This is a genomic window from Streptomyces europaeiscabiei (assembly GCF_001550375.1).
GTDB classification, from domain to species: domain Bacteria; phylum Actinomycetota; class Actinomycetes; order Streptomycetales; family Streptomycetaceae; genus Streptomyces; species Streptomyces europaeiscabiei.
In genome coordinates, this window is the sequence record NZ_LRTR01000585.1 from 13227 (window position 1) to 34963 (window position 21737).

General features: G+C 71.6%; 20 protein-coding genes. 10 read left to right on the plus strand and 10 right to left on the minus strand.

Annotated features, from left to right (window positions below):
• Nucleotides 1-18 precede the first annotated feature (18 nt).
• The 4 genes from AWZ10_RS28065 to AWZ10_RS28080 all read left to right on the plus strand — a co-directional run bounded on the left by AWZ10_RS28065 (nt 19) and on the right by AWZ10_RS28080 (nt 3524).
• Complete coding sequence (locus AWZ10_RS28065; protein ID WP_046703072.1) at nt 19-960, plus strand: Zn-ribbon domain-containing OB-fold protein; 942 nt, start codon at nt 19-21, stop codon at nt 958-960.
• Nucleotides 957-2033, plus strand: a complete 1077-nt coding sequence (locus tag AWZ10_RS28070) for a thiolase domain-containing protein (RefSeq protein ID WP_060892356.1) — start codon at nt 957-959, stop codon at nt 2031-2033. The genes AWZ10_RS28065 and AWZ10_RS28070 overlap by 4 nt, the downstream gene beginning before the upstream one ends.
• Nucleotides 2030-3196: a thiolase domain-containing protein gene (locus tag AWZ10_RS28075; protein WP_046703074.1), complete on the plus strand. Its 1167-nt coding sequence runs from the start codon at nt 2030-2032 to the stop codon at nt 3194-3196. Before AWZ10_RS28070 ends, AWZ10_RS28075 begins: the two co-directional genes overlap by 4 nt.
• An 82-nt stretch (nt 3197-3278) precedes the next feature.
• Entirely contained in the window at nt 3279-3524 is a 246-nt protein-coding gene (locus AWZ10_RS28080; protein WP_046703075.1) for a DUF397 domain-containing protein, read from the plus strand.
• A 124-nt stretch (nt 3525-3648) separates the two neighbouring features.
• On the opposite strand, the gene AWZ10_RS28085 is transcribed toward AWZ10_RS28080, so the two are convergent.
• A complete protein-coding gene (locus AWZ10_RS28085; RefSeq protein ID WP_408996515.1) occupies nt 3649-4560 on the minus strand; it encodes a transglutaminase-like domain-containing protein in 912 nt (303 codons plus the stop codon).
• 187 nt (nt 4561-4747) lie between these two features.
• On the opposite strand from AWZ10_RS28085, the gene AWZ10_RS28090 reads away from it, so the two are divergent.
• Together AWZ10_RS28090 and AWZ10_RS28095 are read left to right on the plus strand one after the other, a co-directional pair.
• The gene (locus AWZ10_RS28090; RefSeq protein WP_078935162.1) at nt 4748-5350 is read left to right on the plus strand and encodes a CGNR zinc finger domain-containing protein; all 603 of its coding nucleotides are present in this window, start codon (nt 4748-4750) and stop codon (nt 5348-5350) included.
• A 78-nt stretch (nt 5351-5428) separates the two neighbouring features.
• Complete coding sequence (locus tag AWZ10_RS28095) at nt 5429-5926, plus strand: hypothetical protein (RefSeq protein ID WP_046708342.1); 498 nt, start codon at nt 5429-5431, stop codon at nt 5924-5926.
• Between the two features lie 79 nt (nt 5927-6005).
• Here the strand turns inward: AWZ10_RS28095 and AWZ10_RS28100 are convergent, their stop codons facing one another.
• Nucleotides 6006-7982, minus strand: a complete 1977-nt coding sequence (locus AWZ10_RS28100; RefSeq protein WP_060892366.1) for an N-acetylmuramoyl-L-alanine amidase — start codon at nt 7980-7982, stop codon at nt 6006-6008.
• Between the two features lie 245 nt (nt 7983-8227).
• A complete protein-coding gene (locus tag AWZ10_RS28105) occupies nt 8228-9370 on the minus strand; it encodes an aminoglycoside phosphotransferase family protein (protein WP_046708343.1) in 1143 nt (380 codons plus the stop codon).
• 233 nt (nt 9371-9603) lie between these two features.
• Here AWZ10_RS28105 and AWZ10_RS28110 point away from each other — a divergent pair, with 233 nt between their 5' ends.
• Nucleotides 9604-11100 carry a DNA-binding protein NsdB gene (locus AWZ10_RS28110; protein ID WP_046708344.1) on the plus strand — a complete coding sequence of 499 codons (1497 nt, stop codon included), beginning with the start codon at nt 9604-9606 and terminating at the stop codon, nt 11098-11100.
• Between the two features lie 24 nt (nt 11101-11124).
• Here AWZ10_RS28110 and AWZ10_RS28115 read toward each other — a convergent pair whose 3' ends face one another.
• A complete protein-coding gene (locus AWZ10_RS28115) occupies nt 11125-12555 on the minus strand; it encodes a PP2C family protein-serine/threonine phosphatase (RefSeq protein WP_060892358.1) in 1431 nt (476 codons plus the stop codon).
• Nucleotides 12556-13043: 488 nt separating this feature from the next.
• Here AWZ10_RS28115 and AWZ10_RS28120 point away from each other — a divergent pair, with 488 nt between their 5' ends.
• Nucleotides 13044-13457, plus strand: a complete 414-nt coding sequence (locus AWZ10_RS28120; RefSeq protein ID WP_037692087.1) for an SsgA family sporulation/cell division regulator — start codon at nt 13044-13046, stop codon at nt 13455-13457.
• Nucleotides 13458-13496: 39 nt separating this feature from the next.
• Here the strand turns inward: AWZ10_RS28120 and AWZ10_RS28125 are convergent, their stop codons facing one another.
• The 3 genes from AWZ10_RS28125 to AWZ10_RS28135 form a co-directional block, all read right to left on the minus strand.
• Nucleotides 13497-14612: a baeRF3 domain-containing protein gene (locus AWZ10_RS28125; protein WP_060892359.1), complete on the minus strand. Its 1116-nt coding sequence runs from the start codon at nt 14610-14612 to the stop codon at nt 13497-13499.
• Nucleotides 14613-14774: 162 nt separating this feature from the next.
• Nucleotides 14775-15314 (minus strand): DUF4232 domain-containing protein, encoded by a 540-nt coding sequence (locus tag AWZ10_RS28130; protein WP_060892360.1) that lies wholly within the window; start codon nt 15312-15314, stop codon nt 14775-14777.
• A gap of 124 nt (nt 15315-15438) precedes the next feature.
• Nucleotides 15439-17076, minus strand: a complete 1638-nt coding sequence (locus tag AWZ10_RS28135) for an alpha/beta hydrolase (protein WP_060892361.1) — start codon at nt 17074-17076, stop codon at nt 15439-15441.
• Nucleotides 17077-17404: 328 nt separating this feature from the next.
• Here AWZ10_RS28135 and AWZ10_RS28140 point away from each other — a divergent pair, with 328 nt between their 5' ends.
• Nucleotides 17405-18253: a GNAT family N-acetyltransferase gene (locus tag AWZ10_RS28140; RefSeq protein WP_060892362.1), complete on the plus strand. Its 849-nt coding sequence runs from the start codon at nt 17405-17407 to the stop codon at nt 18251-18253.
• On the opposite strand, the gene AWZ10_RS28145 is transcribed toward AWZ10_RS28140, so the two are convergent.
• Together AWZ10_RS28145 and AWZ10_RS28150 are read right to left on the minus strand one after the other, a co-directional pair.
• On the minus strand, nt 18231-19448 hold the full coding sequence (locus tag AWZ10_RS28145) for an acyltransferase family protein (protein WP_060892363.1): 1218 nt from the start codon (nt 19446-19448) through the stop codon (nt 18231-18233). The genes AWZ10_RS28140 and AWZ10_RS28145 overlap by 23 nt on opposite strands.
• Nucleotides 19449-19509: 61 nt before the next feature.
• The gene (locus AWZ10_RS28150; RefSeq protein ID WP_046702493.1) at nt 19510-20013 is read right to left on the minus strand and encodes a nucleoside deaminase; all 504 of its coding nucleotides are present in this window, start codon (nt 20011-20013) and stop codon (nt 19510-19512) included.
• Nucleotides 20014-20226: 213 nt separating this feature from the next.
• Between AWZ10_RS28150 and AWZ10_RS28155 the strand changes: the two genes are divergently transcribed.
• Nucleotides 20227-21021 (plus strand): GNAT family N-acetyltransferase, encoded by a 795-nt coding sequence (locus AWZ10_RS28155; protein WP_060892364.1) that lies wholly within the window; start codon nt 20227-20229, stop codon nt 21019-21021.
• A gap of 29 nt (nt 21022-21050) precedes the next feature.
• Here AWZ10_RS28155 and AWZ10_RS28160 read toward each other — a convergent pair.
• Nucleotides 21051-21737: N-acetyltransferase (locus AWZ10_RS28160; protein WP_060892365.1), on the minus strand; the 687-nt coding region annotated here is incomplete at its 5' end.

Consider the following 21737-nt stretch of genomic DNA (forward strand, 5'->3'; position numbering starts at 1 on the left):
TGAAGGAGGCAACCTTCGATGTCGGCAATCCTCAAAGCACCCCTCACCGTGGAGTTCCCGTTCACCCGGTCCCTGGGGCCCGTTCAGGGCGCCTTTCTCACCGGGCTTCGTGAGCGGGTCGTCCTCGGCGTGCGCACCGGCGACGGCAGGGTGCTGGTCCCGCCCGTCGAGTACGACCCCGTCACGGCCGAGGAGATCCGCGATCTGGTCGAGGTCGCGTCGACCGGCACCGTGACCACCTGGGCCTGGAACCACGCCCCGCGCCGTGACCAGCCCCTCGGCACGCCCTTCGCCTGGGTACTGGTGCGGCTCGACGGCGCCGACACCGCGCTCCTGCACGCCCTGGACGTGCCGGGTCCCGAAGCCGTACGCACCGGCATGCGCGTCCGTGTCCGCTGGGCCGAGGAACGGTCCGGCGCCATCACGGACATCGCCTGCTTCGAGCCGTACGACGGGGACCCGGTGGAACCGGCGGGCCACAGCGGCGAGTTCGACGACCCGGTCACCGGCATCGTCGCCCCCGCCCGCCTCGACTACACCTACTCGCCCGGCCGCGCCCAGACCGGCTACATCAACGCCCTGGGCGGCCGCCGCACCGTCGGTGAACGCTGCCCCTCCTGCCGGAAGGTGTACGTCCCGCCGAGGGGTGCCTGTCCGACCTGCGGGGTGGCCACGGCCGAACAGGTGGAGGTCGGGCCGGGCGGGACGGTCACCACGTTCTGCATCGTCAACATCAAGGCGAAGAACCTCGACATCGAAGTCCCCTACGTCTACGCCCACATCGCCCTCGACGGCGCCGGGCTCGCCCTGCACGGCCGTATCGCCGGCATCCCCTACGACCAGGTGCGCATGGGGCTGCGCGTCGAACCGGTGTGGACCGAAGGGGCCCGCTACCCCGACCACTACCGGCCCACCGGCGAACCCGACGCGGACTACGACACGTTCAAGGAGACGCTATGACGCGCGAGGCGCCAGGAGCCGCAGGCGTACGTGACATCGCCGTAGTCGCCTTCGCCCAGACCGACCACCGGCGCACCAGCGACGAGGTCTCCGAGGTGGAGATGCTCATGCCGGTGCTCCACGAGGTCATGGAGAGCACCGGGCTCAAGACCGCGGACATCGGCTTCACCTGCTCCGGCTCCAGCGACTACCTCGCCGGCCGCGCCTTCTCCTTCACCCTCGCCCTCGACGGCGTGGGCGCCTGGCCGCCGATCTCCGAGTCGCACGTCGAGATGGACGGGGCGTGGGCGCTGTACGAGGCCTGGGTGAAACTGCGGGCGGGGGACGCCGACACCGCGCTCGTCTACTCGTACGGCAAGTCCTCGCCCGGCTCCGTACGGGACGTCCTCACCCGGCAACTGGACCCCTACTACGTGGCCCCCCTGTGGCCCGACTCCGTCGCCCTCGCCGCCCTCCAGGCCCAGGCGCTCATCGATGCGGGCACCACGGACGAACCGGCGTTGGCGGCCGTCGGGGCGCGCAGCCGCGCGGACGCCGCGGCCAACTCCCACGCCCAGCTGCGGGGTTCGGTGCCGCAAGGGGAGTACCTCGTACGGCCGTTGCGCACCGGGGACTGTCCGCCCATCGGTGACGGGGCCGCCGCCGTGGTCCTCGCTGCGGGGGAGCGGGCCCGTGACCTGTGCGAGCGGCCCGCCTGGATCCGGGGCATCGACCACCGCATCGAGGCGCACGGCATCGGCGTACGCGATCTGACCGACTCGCCGTCCACCCGCCTGGCCGCCGAACGGGCCGGCGCGTACGAACGGCCCGTGGACACCGCAGAGTTGCACGCGCCGTTCAGCTCCCAGGAGGTGATCCTGCGCGAGGTGCTGGGGCTCGACGACCGTGTGCGTGTCAATCCGTCGGGCGGGGCCCTGGCCGCCAACCCCATCATGGCCGCCGGGCTCGTCCGGATCGGCGAGGCCGCCGCCCGCATCCACCGGGGCGAGTCCGACCGGGCACTGGCGCACGCCACGTCCGGCCCCTGTCTGCAGCAGAACCTGGTCGCCGTACTCGAAGGGGATCCCCGATGAGCAAGGAGCCCGTGGCCGTCGTAGGTGTCGGCCAGACCAAGCACGTGGCGGCGCGCCGGGACGTGTCGATCGCCGGGCTCGTCCGCGAGGCCGCCCGGCGGGCCCTGGACGACGCCGAGTTGACGTGGGCCGACATCGAGGCCGTCGTCATCGGCAAGGCGCCCGACTTCTTCGAGGGCGTCATGATGCCCGAGCTGTACCTCGCCGACGCGCTCGGCGCGGTCGGCAAGCCCATGATGCGGGTGCACACGGCCGGCTCGGTCGGCGGCTCGACCGCGCTGGTCGCCGCGAGCCTGGTCGCCGCCCGCGTCCACGGCACGGTACTGACCCTCGCCTTCGAGAAACAGTCCGAGTCGAACGCCATGTGGGGCCTGTCCCTGCCGATCCCGTTCCAGCAGCCGCTGCTGGCCGGCGCCGGAGGCTTCTTCGCCCCGCACGTGCGGGCGTACATGCGACGCAGCGGCGCCCCCGACACCGTCGGCTCCCTGGTCGCGTACAAGAACCGCCGCAACGCGCTGAAGAACCCCTACGCCCACCTCCACGAGCACGACATCACGCTGGAGAAGGTCCAGGCCTCACCGATGCTGTGGGACCCGATCCGTTACTCGGAGACCTGTCCGTCCTCCGACGGGGCCGTCGCGATGGTCCTCACCGACCGGGCGGGGGCCGCTCGGGCGCCCCGGCCCGTCGCGTGGATGCACGGCGGCGCCATGCGCAGCGAGCCGACGCTCTTCGCGGGGAAGGACAGTGTGTCGCCGCGCGCGGGACGGGACTGCGCGGCGGACGTGTACCGGCAGGCGGGCATCGCGGATCCGCGCCGGGAGATCGACGCGGTGGAGATGTACGTGCCGTTCTCCTGGTACGAGCCGATGTGGCTGGAGAACCTCGGCTTCGCCGCGGAGGGTGAGGGCTGGAAGCTCACCGAGTCCGGTGTCACCGAGCTGGACGGGGATCTTCCGGTCGATATGTCTGGCGGGGTCCTGTCCACCAATCCCATCGGCGCCTCCGGCATGATCCGCTTCGCGGAGGCCGCGCTGCAGGTGCGGGGCCTCGCGGGAGAACACCAGGTGGAGGGCGCCCGCCGGGTGCTCGGGCACGCCTACGGCGGCGGATCGCAGTTCTTCTCGATGTGGCTGGTGGGCGCCGAGCCGCCCACCTCATGAACCTCCCCTTCACGTGGCCTGTCGGCGGTGGGGGTCGATCGCTAGTCTGGCGGGCGGACGACGAACCGGGAGGAGCACGGACGTGGCCGAGACCACCATGCAGCAGCGATCCCTCGACGGCTGGCACAAGCCGACGGAACTGGACCTGAGCAACGCGGACTGGCGGTCGAGCAGCCAGGGGCGCGGAGATGTCCAGATCGCCTTTGTCGAGGGTTTCATCGCCATGCGCAACAGCGGCAGCCCCGAGAGCCCCTCGCTGATCTTCACCCCCGCCGAATGGGGCGCCTTCGTGTCGGGGGCCCGAGAGGGCGAGTTCGACCTGACCTGAGCGGGCCGCACGCGTGGTGTCGGTGGGCGGCCGGAGACCGGCGGCGCCCACCGACGGAGAGGGGGTGAGTGTTCGGGGTCCGGAGCGACCGGACCGGGCCCGGTACTGTCCGGCGGCGGGCCGGTCAGCGGAGGGTGACCTCGCGCGGACCGTTGTACGGCGCCAGCGACAGCACGGTCCGTGGTGTCCGCAGCCCCTCGTGCCCCGTGAACAGCTCACGCGCCGCGCCGAAGTCCACCTCGTCGCCCACCACCGGCGCGACCTCGTCGTACAGCTCGCGGACCGGGTCCACGAGTTCCTGGCCGGCCTCGGTCTCGGTGCCCCAGATGTCCCACAGCAGCGTCTCTACCTTGTTGAGGTCCGCGAGATCGAGCCGGACGTTCCCGGCCACGAACCACTCCCCGTGCAGCGGCCCTTCCTCCGGCGGATGCAGGCCGAAAGACCGGGGGTCCGCCCCGCCCTCCCGAATGGCTCGCCACGCCTTGCCCGCGACGAGGAATCGGTCGCGCGGTACGTCCATCGGGTCGAAGCCGATGTTCCAGGCGTCGACGATCAACGGGTCCGTCAACTGCGCGTCGGCGAGCAGCCAGCCCCGGGCCGGGTCCCAGTACTCGGTGACCACGTGGTCGCAGTGGAATCCGTTGTCGCCGAAATAGGTGGCGAAGCCCGACCGCAGCCGGGCGGGCACTCCGGTATGGCGCAGGAGCGAGCAGTGCAGCAGTGAGAAGTCGCGGCACACCCCGACGAACCGGTCCCCGGGTTCGCGGCGGTGTGACAGGGGCGCGTCGTTCCGCTCGACGACGATCCGCAGGATGTCGTCGAGGTAGCGCGTCTCGGCGTCGTTGTGCAGCCGCTCCCGAGGAGTGGCGCAACCGAACGTCTCACCCTCGCCCCGATGAATCATCAGATCCCGTGCCACACGGGCGAGCCGACCGGGATCGCGCGGGAGGGTGGCGTAGAGCGGGGCGAGTTCGCCCGGGTCGGTGAACGCGCTCTGCGCGGTGTAGAAAGCGGCGACATCCGGTGCGAGGTGCACGGGTGGCATGGCGGGACCCCCAGAATGAATCGGCCGCAAGTTCGATTTGCGGGCCGCTTCGCTTCACCGTGCCAAAATTCACCCGCAATTGTCCACAATTCCCGCGGGAATGCGAGTGCCCGGAATTCCCCGCCCGCATTGCCCCCGGCACGATTTAATGGATGACGGCTCGCCTATCATTAGCGGCATGGAGTACTCGATCAGTACGGACGCGCGGCTCGCCCTGGATCTCGCCCTGACCGTCCGCCACGACGGCGACGGCGGTGTCACCGACGACCTGACCGACCCCATGGGGCTCGCCACCTGGATCCGGGCGCACGCGGACGTCCTGCCGGCCGTCGCCGGCCCGGCCGCCGACGAGGCCGCGCTCACCGCCGTACGTGATCTGCGCGGAGCCGTCCGGGCCCTGTTCGCCCGCGCCGTCAGCCCCGGCGAGCCCAGCCCGGCCGACGCCGCCCGGCTGCTGCCCGTGCCCGAGGCCCTGGAGCGCCTCAACGAGGCCGCCGCCCTCGCCCCGACCGTCCCGGTGCTCACCTGGGGCCCCGGCGCCGAACCCGTCGTACGCCACGAACCCGCCACCGGCGAGGACCCGCTCACCGCGGTGCTCGCCCGCGCCGCCCTCGCCTTCCTCGCGAGCCCCGAACGGCAGCGGCTGCGCGCCTGCCACGCACCGCGCTGCGTGCGCTACTTCCTCAAGGAGCACCCCCGCCAGGAATGGTGCAGGCCGTCCTGCGGCAACCGCGCCCGCGTCGCCCGCCACCACGAACGGCACAAGAGGACGGCGAGCTGACATCCGCCCCGGAGAGCGCCCCCTGCCCCCGCAGCTCCCTCGGCCCCACCGCCGGACGGCACGCCGTACCATTGCGGCATGTCCTTCCTCCGCCGCCGCAGCGCCACTCCTGCCGGTCCCGACTTCGACGTGCTGGCCATGGACCCGGGCGACTGGCCGGGCAATCTCGGTGCCGGCCTGCTGCCCGCCCCCGACGGCAGCTGCCAGGGCGTCTTCCTGCGCTACGACCTCTACGGCGGCCGTGGCCCCGCGATGATCATCGGCAACCTCCCTGAGGGCTCCCCGGCGCGCGAGGTGTCCGACGGCGAGGTCCCCTTCGAGGTGGCCCAGCTGCTGATCGCGCTGGAGAACGAGGAGGACATCACCGTCGTCGGTTCCGAGGACATGCCGGTGATGCAGGGCGACAACCTCCTGATCGTCCGCCGCCTCAAGCTCTCCGAGTCCCGGATCTCCTGCGTCCAGTTCGACCGCAGCGACAACGTCCTGGTGACCATCGCCGCCTGGGACCGCCCCATCACCGACGACCTGTACGCGCTGCTCAAGCCGCTCCCTGCGGAGCTGTTCCAGCAGGGCTGAGCGCGCAGGAGGACGAAGCCGAAGACGAAAGGGCCGGGCTCGCACCCGGCCCTTCTTCGTTCCTCGGGCGGCGCCGTCCTCACGCGGCCGGCAGCACCCGCACGTCCGCCGCCCGCACGAACGCCACCCGGTGCCCGAACTGGATCTCGTAATACAGATCCTCACCGACCACGAGCCGGTGTCCGCTCGTGTCGAAGGAGACGGCGTAGTAGTACTCGCCGGGCACCCGGCCGCCGGTGACGTACTTCTGGTCCTTGAGGAGCTTGTACGGCCACGGGGACACCGCCTGGGCGGGCACATCCGCCGGGTATGCCGCGGCCTCCGGGTAGGCGCGCCCGTACACCGGGATGTCCGCCAGGCCCTCCCGGGGCGTCACGACCATTCCGGCCGCGCCGACCGCCGTCGGCTTCCCCTTCGGGTTCTGGAACCAGGCCTTCTGCCCCAGGTACCAGATCGCCGTCCAGTCGCCCTGCCGCTCGGCGACCGCGTACTGCTGCCCGGTGGAGACCCGTGAACCGAGGTCGTTCACCCCGATCGTCGAGGCGCTGCCGTCCGGCCGCAGCCCGATGTCCTTGATCAGGGGCGAGGTCGCGTCGGGCCGGCTGTACAGCCGTACGGCACTGGAGCCGTGCACCGCGCAGCGCGCGCCGCCGGTCGCGCAACCGGTGAACTCGGGCCGGTTGTCGGCGTAGTCCGGCAGGATCGTGACCATGGCGCTGTTCTTGCCGGACGTCGCGCCCAACGGTTCGCCCAGCAGCTCGAAGTAGTGCCGCCAGTCCCAGTACGGGCCCGGGTCGGTGTGCATCCCCGGGATCGTCGCCGTCGTCGGGCCCGGCACGGTGTCATGGCCGAGGATGTGCTGCCGGTCCAGTGGGATGCCGTGCTTGTCGGAGAGGTACTTCACCAGCCGCGCCGACGCCCGGTACATCGCCTCGGTGTACCAGGCGTCCGGCGAGGCGAGGAAGCCCTCGTGCTCCAGGCCGATCGACCCCGCGTTGACATACCAGTTGCCGGCGTGCCAGGCCACGTCCTTGGCCTTGATGTGCTGGGCGATGTGCCCGTCCGTGGAGCGCAGCGAATACTGCCACGACACATACGTCGGGTCCTGGACCAGTTCGAGAGTGGTGTCCCAGTAGCCCTCGGTGTCGTGGACGACGATGTACCGGATGGGCTGCGAGTTCGGCCGGTCGGCGAGGTCGTGGTTGCCGTAGTCGTTGTCGCCGAACTCCTCGTACGGTGCCGGGATCCACTCGCAGGACACCGTTGCCGGGCACTCCGTGGCGCCGGCGGCCGCCGCGCGCAGCCCCGCCCGGGACAACTGCCCGGTGCCGGGGTCCAGGCCCGGCTCGCCGGTGAGCGTCACCCGCTGGCCGGCGTCCGTGACGCGCCGGGCGCCGTCGCGGATCACCGCGAACACGTCGTTCGCGTACGCCGCGGCGGTCGCCCGGTCGTCGGCGCCCGAGAAACGCGCCACCGCTCCGTACCAGTCGGCCGGATCGGCACTCGGTCGCGCGCCGAGCTCCCGCTGCGCGGCGGCGAGCAGCGCGGCACCGCCCGCGACGTTGGCCTCCGAGTCCGTACGAAGGGTCTCCTCGGGCAGGCCCGTCAGCTCGGCCGCCCTGGTCAACGTCTTCAGCCTGGCCGGGAGTTCGGCGGGCTCGGGCAGCTCCGCCCCGGCCACCAGCGGCGCCCGGGAGTCGTCGCCGCGCGCGTCCTCCGTGCCCTCGCTGTGGTGGGGGGCATCGGCCAGAGCGGTGCGCGCGTCGGTGAGGTGCATGGGGCCGTAGCCGCCGGTGACACTCGGCGCGCCGCCGTGGGCGTCCCAACGGGACTGGAGATACGAGACGCCGAGCAGGACGTCGCGCGGTACGCCGTACTCGGCGGCCGCGGCCGTGAAGGCGCCCTGCAGACGAGCCGAGGCAGAGGACGGCCGGCTGTCGGGCGGAGCCGCGCCCAGCAGGGGCAGCAGCAGGACCGCGGGGGCTGCGGCGAACGCCGTTCTGCGCGTACGCCCGCGGTGCGGGGTGGGCCTGCGGTCGGTGGGGGATCCTCGCAAGGCGGCCTCCTGGAACGGTGGGGCGTTGGCGGGGCGTGCGGGACCGAACGGCACCAGTGCTATCGGTCGGCCGACGATCCGTCAATCATGCCCTCAGGAGGTTGGTTACCCCGTGATTGCCGAGTCCGGCCGCGGCGGAGGCCTCCTGCCGTGACGCAGGCCGTCGGCATGGGAAGGTCCGCCGACATGACGAAGGTCCGCGGCGTGCCCCTCGACCAGGACACACCGCGGACCTTCCCATCCCCTCAGCGAGTGCCGACCGCCGCCCGTACGGCTTTGCGGGCCAACTGGCAGTCGTCGTGCAGCCGCCTGAGCAGCAGCCGCTGTTCCTCGCCGGACGGCGCAGCAGCCGGGTGGGCCGGGCCCGGTGCCGCCGGGGTCGAGTCGTGCATCGAACGCTGTACGGCCGTCTCGTAGGTACGGATCTCACGGGTCAGTACGAGCATCAGGTTCACCAGGAACGCGTCCCGCGAGGCAGGGCCCGCCGACTGCGCCAGTTGGCTGATCTGGCGCCGTGCCACCGGCGCGTCCCCGAGCACCGCCCACAGCGTCGCCAGGTCGTACCCCGGCAGATACCACCCCGCGTGTTCCCAGTCCACCAGCACTGGACCGGCCGGTGAGAGCAGGATGTTCGACAGGAGGGCGTCGCCGTGACAGAACTGGCCCATGCCCTGACGGCCCGACGCGTGCGCGATGCCGTGCAGGAGCTTCTGCAGATCGCCCATGTCCCGGTCGGTGAGCAGACCCAGCTCATGGAACCGGGAGATCCGCTCCGCGTAGTTGAGCGGGGCGTCGAACGTCCCCGCCGGGGGCCGCCACGCGTTCAGCCGGCAGATCGCGCCGAGCGCCGCCCGGATGTCGGCGCGCGGCGGCGCTTCCACCGGGTGTCGCTGCAGGGCGGCCACCCGGCCCGGCATCCGCTCGATGACCAAGGTGCAGTTGTCCGGGTCCGCCGCGATCAGCCTCGGGGCCCGCACCGGCGGGCGGTGCCGGACGAACGAGCGGTATGCGGCTATTTCGTGCCGGAGTCGCTCCTCCCAGATGGAGGAGTGGTCCAGTAAACACTTGGCGACGGCCGTGCTGCGCCCTGTCGTACCGACGAGCAGCACCGAGCGGCCGCTGCGGCGCAGCACCTGGACCGGAGTGAACTCCGGGCAGATGCGATGCACCGAGGCGATCGCCGTGCGCAGCTGCGCGCCCTGGGGGCCGGACAGGTCGAGTCTCCCGCTGAGCGGTTGGGTGCCGAGCCCCGGCACGCGTCGCGTCCGGCCGGCACCGAGCACCGGGGCCGTCGTACGGGTGGGGTCGAGGTAGGGGCCGCCGCTGCCCGGCTGGCGGGGGTGCAGCGACCGGGGAGGAGCGGACACGGAGGACGATGCTGCGTACATGGGGGAAGACAGATCCCTTCGTGTGCCGGCAGGTCACGCGCTACCCGCCCCGGCTGCCGACGGGCACCCTGGGGAGTGTCCGTCGGGAGACCGGGTCGGGGTGGCGCTTTCCTACCTGACACCGGATGGGCCGTGGCACACCATGTAGCGCACCCTGGCGAAGCCTGGCGAATAGTCCCCGTGCAACTGACAGCGGGCTACATTCAACTCAGCCGAGAACCTGGGGGCTTGACGTGAGCGGACAACCCAACAACCGACTCGCAGACCTGTTCGGCCTGGCCGGCTGGTCCAAGGGAGAGCTCGCGAGACTGGTCAACCGGCAGGCGGCGGCCATGGGCCACCCCCAGCTGGCGACCGACACCTCGCGGGTGCGGCGGTGGATCGACATGGGAGAGATCCCGCGCGATCCCGTGCCGCGGGTGCTGGAGGCCCTGTTCACCGAGCGTCTCGGCCGTGTCGTGACCATCGAGGACCTCGGTCTGGTCCGGCACGGGCGTACGGGAAAACGGCCGGGCGGCGGGAGTGTGGAACATCCCGACGGTGTGCCGTGGGCGCCCGAACGGACTGCTGCGGTCCTCACCGAATTCACGGGAATGGACCTCATGCTCAACCGACGCGGCTTGGTGGGTGCGGGCGTCGCGCTCACCGCGGGATCCGCACTCAGCAGCGCCATGCACGACTGGCTGCACACCGATCCGGCCCTGGCGGCCGACGCCCCCGACCTCGACAACCCCCTGCACGCCGACCCCGCTGGGTTCGACCGCTACGAGGCCGCCCCCATCGGGTCGCAGGAGATCGAGGAACTGGAGCGCTCGGTCGAGGTGTTCCGGGCCTGGGACGCGGCTCGTGGCGGCGGGCTGCAACGCAAGGCTGTCGTGGGACAGCTCAATGAGGTGGGAGGCATGCTCTCCTACCGCCACCCCGAACATCTCCAGCGGCGCCTGTGGGGCGTCGCCGCCAACCTCGCCGTCCTCGCGGGCTGGATGTCGCACGACATCGGCCTCGAACCCACCGCCCAGAAGTACTTCATCATCGCCGCCCACGCCGCCAGGGAGGGCGGTGACCGGCCCCGCGCCGGCGAGGCCCTCTCCCGGGCGGCCCGACAACTGGTGCACCTCGGCAAGCCCGACGAGGCGCTCGACCTCATGAAGCTAGCCCAGTCCGGTTCCGGCGAGCAGGTGCTGCCGCGCACCAAGGCCATGCTCCACACCGTCGAGGCCTGGGCACAGGCCTCCATGGGCAAGGGCCAGGCCATGCGCCGCACCCTGGGCCGGGCCGAGGACCTGTTCGTCTCCGACCGGGCCGATGTATCGCCGCCCAGCTGGATGCAGATGTTCAAGGAGGAGGACCTCTACGGCATGCAGGCCCTGGCCTACCGCACCCTCGCGGAGCACGACCCGGCCGCGGCCAAACAGGCCCAGCACTACGCGGAGAAGGCCCTGGCCCTGCGCGTCGACGGCCGTCAGCGGTCGAAGATCTTCGACTTCCTGTCCATGGCCTCGGCCTGCTTCATCGCCGACGACCCCGAACAGGCGGACCGGTACGCCCGCCTCGCCCTGATGTCGATGGGCTCCAATTCCTCCCACCGCACCTGGGACCGGCTGCGTGAGATGTACCGGCTCACCGGTCAGTACTCCAGCTATCCGAAGATCCAGGAACTGCGGGAGGAGCTCAAACTCGCCCTGCCCAAACCCCAGTCGAAGAACAAGGGCGGCATCGCGCCGACGTGACCGCCGGGAACGGCCCTCGGGCCGTCAGGAGCTGACCCGGGCGACAAGCACGCAGGCGTCGTCCGCCCGCTCCGCCTCGCCGAACTCCTCCACCACCGTCCGTACACACTCCTGGGCCGTACGCGCCTCGCCGAACCGGGGGGCCAGGTCCAACAGCCGCTGCACGGCTGCCTCTCCTCCCCGCCGGGGGACCAGTCCATCGGTGTGCAGGAGCAGCAGGTCGCCCTGTTCGAGCGTCACTTCGGCCTGCCCGTACACGGCACCCGAGGTCGCTCCGAGCAGGACGCCGTCCGGCGATGTCAGTACGCGCCCCGTCCCGTCGCGGAACAGCAGCGGGGCGGGGTGCCCTGCCTGCGCCCACACGAGGGTGCGGGTCGCCGGCCGGTAGCGGCAGCAGACGGCGCTGCCGAGGGCCGGTTGCACGGTGGCGTCCAGTAACTGGTTGAGGCAGGCCATCAGCCGGCCCGGCTCCGTGCCCGCCATCGCCATACCGCGCAGTGCGCCGATCAGCATCGCCATGCCCGAGGTGACGGTGACGCCGTGTCCGGTGAGGTCACCGACGCTCAACAGGCTTTCACCGCCCGGCAGTTCAAGGGCGTCGTACCAGTCGCCGCCGATCAGCGCGCTGGTCGAACAGGGCAGATAGTGGGCCGCCAGGTCCAGTTTCTCGGGGCCCTGTTGCGGGAGCCGCAGGGAGCCGCGCCACGGCGGCAGCACGGCCTCCTGCAGCTCGACCGCGATCCGGTGCTCGGTCTGCGCGATGTGCCGCTGGCGGTGCAGCGAGTCACGCGTCTCGCTCTCCGCCCGCTGGCTGCGCCGCAGTTCACTGACGTCGCGCAGGACGGCCCACATCGAGGCCGTGCCGCCGTCGTCGTCGAGCACGGGCTCGCCCATCATGTGCACGGTGCGCGCCCCGCCGTCGGGGAGCACGATGCGGAACTCCCCGTCGATGCGCTTGGCGTCGATCAGACAGTCCGTGACCATCGCCGTCAGCTTCGGCCGGTCCTCGTCGAGCACCAGCGACGGCAGTTCGTCGAGGGTGAGCGGCGGCGCGGCCGGGTCGCGGCCGAGGATCTGATACAGCTCCCCGGACCAGCTGGCCTCGTCCGTCAGCAGGTTCCACTCGGCGCTGCCGACCCGGCTGAGCAGTGAGGCCGGCCGGGGCTCCGGGGGCGGCGCGACCGGGAGGCCGACCGTGGGCGCGGGGGCCGGCGGCAGGGCCGGGCCGTCCCGCAGCTGGGCCAAGTGGTCGTCGAGGTCGCTGAGTTGATGCAGCGCCAGATCGCAGAGTGCCCGCTGCCAGCGGACCTCGGGGTCCTCTTCGTCGGTGGGCGCGTCACGCCGGACGGCGTCCACGTCGCCCCGAAGCCGCCGCGTCTGCGAGATGAGCGCGTCGACCGTGCCCCGCTGGGGCGGCTGGGCGGCGGGGCGATCCGCAGAGAGATGGGACGGCATCACGTACTCCGATGGGGGACGGTACGACCAACGCTGACGTAAGGGCCGATTACGACTGTTGCACAGGCCGCGACGCGCTGTAAGGGATTTGGCAAGACCCGATACGGTGGTGCTTCTGACATATGCCACCGTCCTTGCAGTTGGGGTTGTCCACTGCGGGGCGGTGCGCGTCCCGGAGGTCCAAGTCGCAGGAATCGTACGTGACTTGACGGACCGTCGACCGCCTTCATCTGTCTTTCATTCCCGTGTTCGAGGGGCATATGTACGAGCCCTCTCGATTCCATGGAACGCCCTGTGCGCATCCGACCGCACGGGCGCCTCCGGGCGCCTCCGGGCGCGTCCGGAGCCGAGGCGGGAGTGATATGGGTCACAGAGGTGAATCCAGGAAGCCGCGTCATGCGAAAGCCCTCCGCGAGGTCGAGAAGGCACGTCGGCGCACCGGCCGGCCCGCATCGCAGGAAGAGCTTCACCCGAAACGGAGACCGTTCATGACCGTCACGCTGGAACAGCCCGCCCGCGCGCTCCTCGTCACCGCCGAGGACCGGGAGGTCCCGGTGCCCGCGAGCCTGCGCTATTCCTCCGACGATCCGCTGGCCGTGCACCTCGACTTCCCGGCCGACATCTCCCTCAACGGTTCGATGGTGACCTGGACCTTCTCCCGTGACCTGCTGGAGAAGGGGGTGCAGGCCCCCGCCGGCGCCGGCGATGTGCAGATCTGGCCCTGCGGCCGCTTCCGCACGGTGGTCGAACTGCACTCCCCGTACGGCACGGCCCTGCTCCGGTTCGAGAAGGCGGCACTCCAGCGCTTCCTGCTGCGCAGCTACGCCGTCGTCGCCGCCGGAAGAGAGGAGCTGGGCCCGGCGCTCGACCGGGGCCTGACATCGCTCCTCGGCGGTGTCTGACACCCGCCCGGCCGGTACCGCGGGGCGCGCGGGCCCGGCTCAGTAACGCAGGACGCCTGCGATGCCCCGGGCGTCGCCGAGTGTGCCGTCGGGGACGAAGCGGACCTCGGCGCCGGTGTCCAGACACCGCTCGACGATCTCGTCCACGATGTCCTCGCGGACGTGGAGGTCGCCGCTCTCGGCCGGCACGAGGTGGCCGCCCCCTCCGCCCTCACGGTCACCGTCGGCCCGGACGGCCGTCCGGTAGTTCTCCTCGACGGCCAGGAGCTGGATGCGGCCCTGCTGCGCGTTCTGCCAGATCTCGTCGACGCTGGCCGCGAACGCCTTGTGGCCGCGCGCCGTTTCGAGCTGCCGGGCCACGGAGTCGACGTTCCGGCGGTCCTCGGCGGCGACCAGGGGCCGGACCGCCTGCCACACGGCGTCCGGGGTGCCGTGCGCGAGTCCGCCGTGCGGGATGTGGGTGGCGTCCCTGGTGACCGTGCCGATCTCGTCGAGCAGGGACAGTGCCGCCGTCTCCCCGGTGACATAGAGGGGCCGGTGCCGCGCGCGCAGCACCCGGGTCAGTGCGGTGTCGGCGTCGCGCAGGAAGTGGCGGGTGTCCTCGTCGCGGAAGGTGGACGGCAGGTCCCCGGTCCGCTCCTGGCGCTCGGCGTCGAAGTTGTCGCGCTCCCTGGTCAGCGGGAATCCGCCCGTCTGCGCCTCGGTGACGCGGTCCCCGGCACCGTTCCACAGGGTGACCCGGTCGGAGGAGACCGAGAGCACCCAGAACGGCCGCTCGGCGGCCTGCGCGGCCACCAGGTTCCGGGTGAGGAAGGTGTCCGAGAGCACCACACGCTCCGGTACCGGACGGGCCAGCGACCAGACCTGGTGCTCACCGGGGGCCGCGAAGATCACCAGCCCGTCCTCGGCATGCGTCAGGTCCACCTCGGCCAGCGCCTGGTTCAGCTGCCGGACGACGTCGTTGCGCCGTTCCCGTGTGACCGCGGGGTCGCGCTCCAGTCGCTTCTTCGCCTCGGCCACCACATTGCGCAGCCGGACCGGATCCTGGGCGTTCTCGGGTTCCCTGCGGTGGGTCGGTGTCAGCACCGACACCGCGGGGTAGGGCCGCGGGCGGCGCAGTTCGGTGAGGGTCGCGGAACTGAGGGCATGCTCCATGACTTCACGATAGGGCCGATTCGCATGTAGGGCATTAGGGGTAATCCGGCCCCGGGCGCGCTGCTGCGGCGGTCGGCGCAGGACAGGGAACGAGCCCGTCGGTATGCACCGGTGAAGGTGCGCGCCAACGGGCTCCTCAGGGTCGCGCGGCCGCTGCGGGGGTCAGCCGACTTCGTTCTTCAGCGCCTTGTCGGCGGCGGCCTTGGACGGCTTCCACCAGGTCGTCACCGGCTCCCAGACCTTGATCTTCTTGCTCGAACCCAGCTGCTTGGCGGTGAACGTCCGGCCGTTGAGGTTGGGGTTGGCCGACACGGTGATCGTGCCGACGCGACGCGCCTCGGGGTCCTTGAGGTCGGCGATCGTGCGGACCGCCGCGTAGACCGTCTTGCCGGCGCCGACCTTGTACGGGCCGCTCTCGCCCGAGGGCACCGGCAGGGCCGCCCCGTCGCGGTCGCCGAAGGTGACGACGGGAAGGCGGTCGATCGTGCAGGTGCGGGTGCCGGTGTTCTTGACGCTGATGTGGACGACCCGCGCGTCCTTCGACTGCTTGGCCCCCAGCTTGAGGGCCTTCGCCTTGCAGACCGGGGTCTTCGCGGCGGGTGCGGCGGGCTGGGCGGCCAGGCCCTGCGGGGCGGCGGCGAGGAGCAGCGCGGCGCCGGCGGCGGCCACGGTCGAGCCAGTGAGGAAGGAACGAATACGCATCGGTGGAATCCCCCAGTTTTGGTCACGTACGGGTACGGCACGCACAAAGGTGACGTCTGCCCAGTGTGACGCGCGGGGTGCGCGCGTGGTTGTACCGAACCCGCGCGTGTTACACGCCCGATGCTCAATCGTCGGCTCCGCAGGAACTTCCGTGGTCCGGCAGCGTTCCGAACAGCAGAAAGTCGTCGACCTTCTCGTTCACGCACTTCGACGACCCGTACCCGGTGTGCCCCTTGCCCTTGTTGTCGAGGACGACGGCCGAGGAGCCGAGCCGCTTCGCCGTCTCCACGGTCCAGCGGTAGGGGGTGGCCGGGTCGCCCCGGGTGCCCACGAGCAGCATCTTCGGGGTGTCGATGTCCCGCACCTCGTCGCGGATGAAGTCGGTGCCCGCCGGACGGCCGTAGCACATCAGCACCTGGGCGAGCCGGTACGGACCGAACACGGGGGAGGCCTCCTCGTAGGCCGCGCGCAGGTCCTCCAGGTTGTCGGTGATCTTCTTGGCGGTGGGCCGGTCGGGGTCGTCGGCGCAGTTGATCGCCATGAGCGCGGCGGGAAGGTTGTCCAACGGGACCTTCTCGACGTCGACGAGCCCGGCGTGCGGAGTCGGTGTGCCGGACGTACTGGGCTCGGAAGGCTCGTGCGGGCGGGAGGGGGCCGAGGAGCGGTACGGGACGGTCGGCGGGGCGAAGCCGCCGCCCGTGAGCGCGATGACGCCCCGGGTGTCGCCGTCGTGGACGAGCATGTTGAGCGCCTGTGTGAGCAGGGGCCACATCTGTTCGCTGTAGAGGGCGTGACTGATGGCGCCCACCAGGTCCTGGCCCGTGAAGTCCTGCCCGAAGTCCGATGGCACGGGGTACTCGTCCAGCGAGTCGACCAGCGCGACGACCTGTTCACGGGCCGAGCGGGAGTCCTGCCCGAACGGGCACGTCAGCTCCTCGGTGCATGCGTCGAGGTAGTCCTCCAGCGCGGTCTGCTGGCCCGCGGCACCCACCAGACCCTGCTCGCTCAGCGGTTCGGTGAGGGTGTCCACCCCGTCGAGGACCATCCGGCCCACCTTCTCGGGGAACTGCGCCGCGTACACCGCGCCGAGCCGGGTCCCGTAGGAGAAGCCGAGGTAGTTGAGTTTCTTGTCCCCCAGGGCGGCGCGCATCACGTCCAGGTCGCGTGAGGCGTTGAGGGTGCCTATGTACGGGAGCACGGGGCCGGAGTTCTTCCTGCACGCGGCGGCGGCCCGCCGCAGCTGCCTGAGCGCGTCCTGCGGGTTGTTCGCGTCGTCCCCGTCGTCGGTCGCCTCCAGCGCCTCGTCGGTGCCGTCGCCGCAGCTCACGGGGGAGGAGCGGCCCACGCCGCGCGGATCGAAGGAGACCAGGTCGTAGCCGTTGGTGAGATCCATGAAGTCCGCGCCGCCGTAGGCGAGTTCGGGGACCCCCGGGCCGCCGGGGCCGCCGAAGTTCAGCAGCAGCGAGCCGCGCGGGTCGCCGGTGCCCCGGTAGCGGGCCATGGCCAGGTCGAGGGTGCCGGCCTTGGGCCGGGTGTAGTCGAGCGGCACGGTGACCTTGCCGCACCGCAGATCCTTGGGCATCTCCATGCCCTCGCACTTCGACCACTTGATCTTCTGGCGGTAGAAGCGGGTCAGATCGGCCTGCGTGTCGTCCTGCTTCTTGTCGGCGCCCGCCACCGTGGCCGGCAGCCCGGCCCCCAGTAGGGCCAGCACCGCGACCGCGGCTCCGGCGAGCGGGCGCCGTCTGTGCGTGGACCGCATGCGTGCCTCCAGGGACACCCGGCCGGGGCGACCGGGGACAACCCCCGGATCACCATAGGCGGCCCCTCGCGGCCACGCCTCCCAGCGGGCGGACCGGACGAACGTGCCGTACCCTGCGCCGCGCCGACGCCCTACGACGGCTGTGGGCGGGTCGCTCGTACGCGTGAACCGGACCGTCGGGCCGGCCCGACGCCCGCCGAGTTCGGCCGTTTCCGGCGTCGCGGACGTGATCGGGCTTCGGCGAGGATGCAGCGAGGGCGCGGCCGACCCCCGCACCCGCGGCCGCCCGGCGGTCGCGCACTCGCGACCTCAGCGAAGGAGCGCAGAGATGACCTCTCCGGGGCATCAGGACCTCGTCGTCACCCGGGCCACGCTCGACGACTGGGCGGTGGTCGCCCGCTGGGCGGGGGACGAGGGCTGGAACCCGGGGCTCTCGGACCCGGCGTGCTTCTTCGCGCAGGACCCCGAGGGCTTCTTCATCGGCCGGCTCGACGGGGAACCGGTCTCGTCCGTCTCCGTCGTCACCTACGGCGACGACTATGCCTTCCTCGGTTTCTACCTGGTCCGCCCGGAGGTACGCGGCCAGGGCCACGGCCTCACCACCTGGAAGACGGCGCTCGCCCACGCCGGCGACCGCACGGTCGGCCTCGACGGTGTGGTCGCGCAGCAGGACAACTACCGGCAGTCCGGTTTCGGGCCCGCCCATCGCACCTTCCGGTACTCGGGCGTCGTGTCCGGTGCGGCCGTGCCCGACGGTGTCCGGCCCGTCGAGGATCCCGCGTCCCTCACGGCGTACGACAACGCCTGCCATCCGGCCGACCGCCCCCGCTTCCTGGAGCACTGGCTGACCGCCGACGGACATCGGGCCCTCGCGCGCGTCGTCGACGGGCGGCTCACCGGCTACGGCGTCATCCGCCCCGGCCGGGACGCCCTGCGGATCGGCCCTCTGTTCGCCGACACCGCCGCGGACGCCCGCGCGCTCTTCGCCGGACTGGCCGCCGAGGCCGCGGGTCGCGAGCTGGCCATCGACGTGCCGGAGCCGAACAAGGCCGCCGTGGCGCTGGTCGAGGAGTACGGGCTCACACCGTCCTTCGAGACGGCCCGCATGTACACCGGCCCGATCCGGCCGCACGCCGCGGAGCGCGTCTTCGGGGTCACGACTCTGGAGCTCGGCTAGGCGACGGGGTGGCGTCCCCCGTCCCGGCCTGGGGAGAGGTCTCCGCCGTCCCGGCCCGAGGAGAGGTCTCCGCCGTGCTCGCCGCGGGAGTGGCGTCCTTCGTCCTGGCCGGCGGGGCGGCGTCGCCCGTCTTGAACGCCCACTCCATGCGTGGTTCGACGACACAGCGGAGCGCGGCCCGCACGGGCGCGGTGCACAGGAGGGTGATACCGCCGACCGCCACGGCCGTCATCGCGAGCTGCCCGAGCGGGGTGTGCAGCCACTCCACGGCGTACCAGTCGCGGAAGCGCGCCCACTTGATCACGAAGCCGTGCAGCAGATAGCCGTACATCGTGCCCGCGCCCAGCGCCGTGAACCACAGCTGCCGACGCGGCACCCAGGCCAGGAAGCAGGCCGTCAGCAGCACCGCCAGGCAGAAGAGGGCGGGCGTGGTCAGCAGACCCGTCCACCGGGACACGCCCTGGCCGGTGACGCTGCCCCGGTGGTAGAACCAGCCCGCGTCGAACCACGGCGCCACCCAGTACGCCGCCACGAACGCCCCCAGACCGACCGGGAGCAGGCTCAGGCGTACCCGGCGGGTCCGTAGCCGCTCGAAGTGCCCGGCCCGCAGGGTGAGGCCCAGCACGAAGAACGGCAGGAAGCCCAGCACGCGCTGGATGGAGACGTCGCCCCCGAGATCCGGTGAGACCGCCGCCAGCATCGCCAGACCCAGCGCGACGGGCAGCGGGTGTCGCAGCATCAGCCACAGGGGTGTGGTCAGCCGCCAGATGAAGAGCGCGACCAGGAACCACATCACGTACCAGGGGTCCAGCAGGCTCAGCGGATATGCCGGGTCGTCCTGCGCCCACCGGTAGAACAGCGTGTATGCCGTCTCGAACACGACGTACGGCAGGACCACCCCCGTCATCAGCCGCCTCAGCCGGCCGGGCGCCATGTCGAAGCTCCGGGAGAAGTACCCGGAGATCAGGGCGAAGGCCGGCATGTGGAACGCGTAGACGGTCAGATACGCGGCCGTCGCGGTCCGGCTGCCGTACGTCAGCGGCTCCCACGCGTGGCCGCAGGCCACCAGGACGATCGTGAGGTACTTCGCGTTGTCGAAGTAGGGGTCCCGTGAGGCCCGCTCAGCCCGCGGTCTCTCCTGGTCGGGCGGGGCCGCGGGGCCGGGGCGGGTGTGCTGCACCACGTCTTCGGACATCGGTGAAAGGTCTCCGGTCGACGACGACGGAACCCGGACCGCCTGCCCCGTCACGCCCGTCTCAGTCATCGTCGGCGATGGCGCCGACGGTTTTGGCGTGGAACCGACGATGCAAGGCCCGCACCTCCCCGACCAGCTCCGGCACCGGCCCCTCGACTCTCACCCCGGGCGCGATGTCGCGTACCGGCAGCGTCCGCACAGGTGGCGCGGCTACTCCCAACTCACTGAGCCAGGAGGCGAGTTGCTCGGACGAAGCGACATACACGATACGGCCGAGGCCCACCCAGGCGTGGGCGGCCGCGCACATCGGACAGTGCTCGCCCGAGGTGTACACGGTCGCCGCCGCGCGCTCCCGCGCGGTGAGCCGGGAAGCCGACCAGCGGGCCAGCTCGAACTCCGGGTGACGGGTGCGGTCGCCGCCGGCCACCCGGTTGTGGTCCTCGGTCAGAACCGTGCCGTCACCACCGACCAGGACCGAACCGAACGGCTCGTCGCCGGTCTCCAGCGCCTCGGTCGCGAGCTCCACACAGCGTCGCAGGTACACCAGTTCGGAGTCGTTCACCATGGTTGTCGCACCCTCCTCGAAACCGTCCGGACGCGTTCCGTGACGTGCACCTTACGTCGTGTGTCCGAATCCCGGGTCCTTGCGCGAGCGACACCCGTACGGGCCCGTCGGGCGGCCCGGCAAGCGGTGCGGTACGGGTCCGTATCGCTCCCGATGCGAAGAAGCGGGTGAATTCCGTTGCCAGGGCGAACGACTGATGATGGAGTGAGCGGTATGGATCACGCTGCTGTGCTGGCACTGTTCGACCGGGACATGAGGGAGGGCGCCCGCCCCGACGGTCCCGGAGCCCGGATCGAGCGCGTGGGCGGGGTGGTGCGCCAGGTCGGTTTCGAGAACGGCTGGAGCGGTGTCGTCTGGTCCGACCTGGACGAGGCGGGCGCCGACGCGGCGATCACCGAGCAGATCCGGTACTACTCCGGCCTGGGCCGCGACTTCGAGTGGAAGCTGTACGGCCACGATCTCCCGGTCGACCTGGGGCAGCGTCTGCGCGACGCCGGGTTCACGGCCGCTCCGGAGGAGACGCTGATGATCGCGGAGGTCGCCGACCTGTCCCTCGACGTCGAGCCGCCCGAGGGCGTGCGGATCCTGCCGGTCACCGACCGTGAGGGCGTGGAGCTTGTGGCAGAGGTCCATGAGAAGGCCTTCGGCAGGGACAGCACCCGTATGCGCCACCAGCTCCTGGCCCATGTCACGGCGGACCCCGACACGGTGATGGCCGTGGTGGCCCTCGCCGGCGACGAACCGGTGAGCGCCGCGCGCATGGAGTTGCTTCCGGGTACGCGCTTCGCCGGTCTGTGGGGCGGCGGCACCGTCGAGGGCTGGCGCGGCCGCGGTGTCTACCGGGCCCTCGTCGCCCACCGCGCCCGCGTCGCCGCCGAACGCGGCTACCGCTACGTCCAGGTCGACGCGCTGGCCGGCAGTCGCCCGGTTCTGGCCCGCCTGGGCTTCGAGCCGCTCACGACGACCACGCCGTACGAGTACGCGGTGGGGAGCACGGCGACCGCCTGACCGTCCGGGCGGTGGGCCGCGCCGGGGTGTCACAGGTCCAGCTGGTATTCGAGGGACGTGTGCGTGGGCCGGTAACCGAGCGCGTCGTTGACCTGGCGCATCGGGATGTTGTGCTCGGCGGTGTCGGTGAGCAGGGCCAGCGTCGGGGCCAGGCCGTGGGCGTGGAGGACGGCTTTCGCCTTCATCCACAGGCCCAGCCCGTGCCCCCGGTGCTCGGGCAGTACGGCCGTACCGTAGTGCTGTCCGTCGCCGTCGCCGTCGCCGTCGCCCTTGCCGTCGCTCTTGTCGTCACCCGGCAGGACGAGCTCCGAGAAGCCGACGACGGTACCGCTCGACGTGTGCACCGCGGCCACCGTGTACAGCCGGTCGCCGCGCCTCGCGATGGCCTCGGCGGCCGCGACGACCCGCTCGACGTCCCAGGCCACCGTCCCGTAGTCGGTGTCGCCCATCGGCATGTCGTCCATCGCGCGGCGCGACGCGGCGTAGCTCCGCGCGAGTTCGGCCGGCACGACGCCCGTCCAGCTCGTCAAGCGGTAGCCCGGACGGGGCTGTTCGAGGATCCGCGCGAAGTGGTCGGGGTCGATCCCGGCGAGTTCGAGCCGGGCGTACGTCAACGTCAGCACCCGGCGGAAGCCGCGTGCCGCGAGGAACGCGTCGCCGGGGGAGCCCTGTTCGGCCTGTGCGAGGACCGCGCGGCGCCGCTCGGCGCGTGCCGA

Coding starts and splice junctions, on each gene's coding strand:
- AWZ10_RS28155 (WP_060892364.1), top strand. CDS start 20,227: ATGGATCACGCTGCTGTGCTGGCACTGTTCGACCGGGACATGAGGGAG.
- AWZ10_RS28130 (WP_060892360.1), bottom strand. CDS start 15,314: ATGCGTATTCGTTCCTTCCTCACTGGCTCGACCGTGGCCGCCGCCGGC.
- AWZ10_RS28075 (WP_046703074.1), top strand. CDS start 2,030: ATGAGCAAGGAGCCCGTGGCCGTCGTAGGTGTCGGCCAGACCAAGCAC.
- AWZ10_RS28095 (WP_046708342.1), top strand. CDS start 5,429: ATGTCCTTCCTCCGCCGCCGCAGCGCCACTCCTGCCGGTCCCGACTTC.
- AWZ10_RS28150 (WP_046702493.1), bottom strand. CDS start 20,013: ATGGTGAACGACTCCGAACTGGTGTACCTGCGACGCTGTGTGGAGCTC.
- AWZ10_RS28120 (WP_037692087.1), top strand. CDS start 13,044: ATGACCGTCACGCTGGAACAGCCCGCCCGCGCGCTCCTCGTCACCGCC.
- AWZ10_RS28105 (WP_046708343.1), bottom strand. CDS start 9,370: ATGTACGCAGCATCGTCCTCCGTGTCCGCTCCTCCCCGGTCGCTGCAC.
- AWZ10_RS28090 (WP_078935162.1), top strand. CDS start 4,748: ATGGAGTACTCGATCAGTACGGACGCGCGGCTCGCCCTGGATCTCGCC.
- AWZ10_RS28070 (WP_060892356.1), top strand. CDS start 957: ATGACGCGCGAGGCGCCAGGAGCCGCAGGCGTACGTGACATCGCCGTA.
- AWZ10_RS28065 (WP_046703072.1), top strand. CDS start 19: ATGTCGGCAATCCTCAAAGCACCCCTCACCGTGGAGTTCCCGTTCACC.
- AWZ10_RS28140 (WP_060892362.1), top strand. CDS start 17,405: ATGACCTCTCCGGGGCATCAGGACCTCGTCGTCACCCGGGCCACGCTC.
- AWZ10_RS28125 (WP_060892359.1), bottom strand. CDS start 14,612: ATGGAGCATGCCCTCAGTTCCGCGACCCTCACCGAACTGCGCCGCCCG.
- AWZ10_RS28115 (WP_060892358.1), bottom strand. CDS start 12,555: ATGCCGTCCCATCTCTCTGCGGATCGCCCCGCCGCCCAGCCGCCCCAG.
- AWZ10_RS28145 (WP_060892363.1), bottom strand. CDS start 19,448: ATGTCCGAAGACGTGGTGCAGCACACCCGCCCCGGCCCCGCGGCCCCG.
- AWZ10_RS28135 (WP_060892361.1), bottom strand. CDS start 17,076: ATGCGGTCCACGCACAGACGGCGCCCGCTCGCCGGAGCCGCGGTCGCG.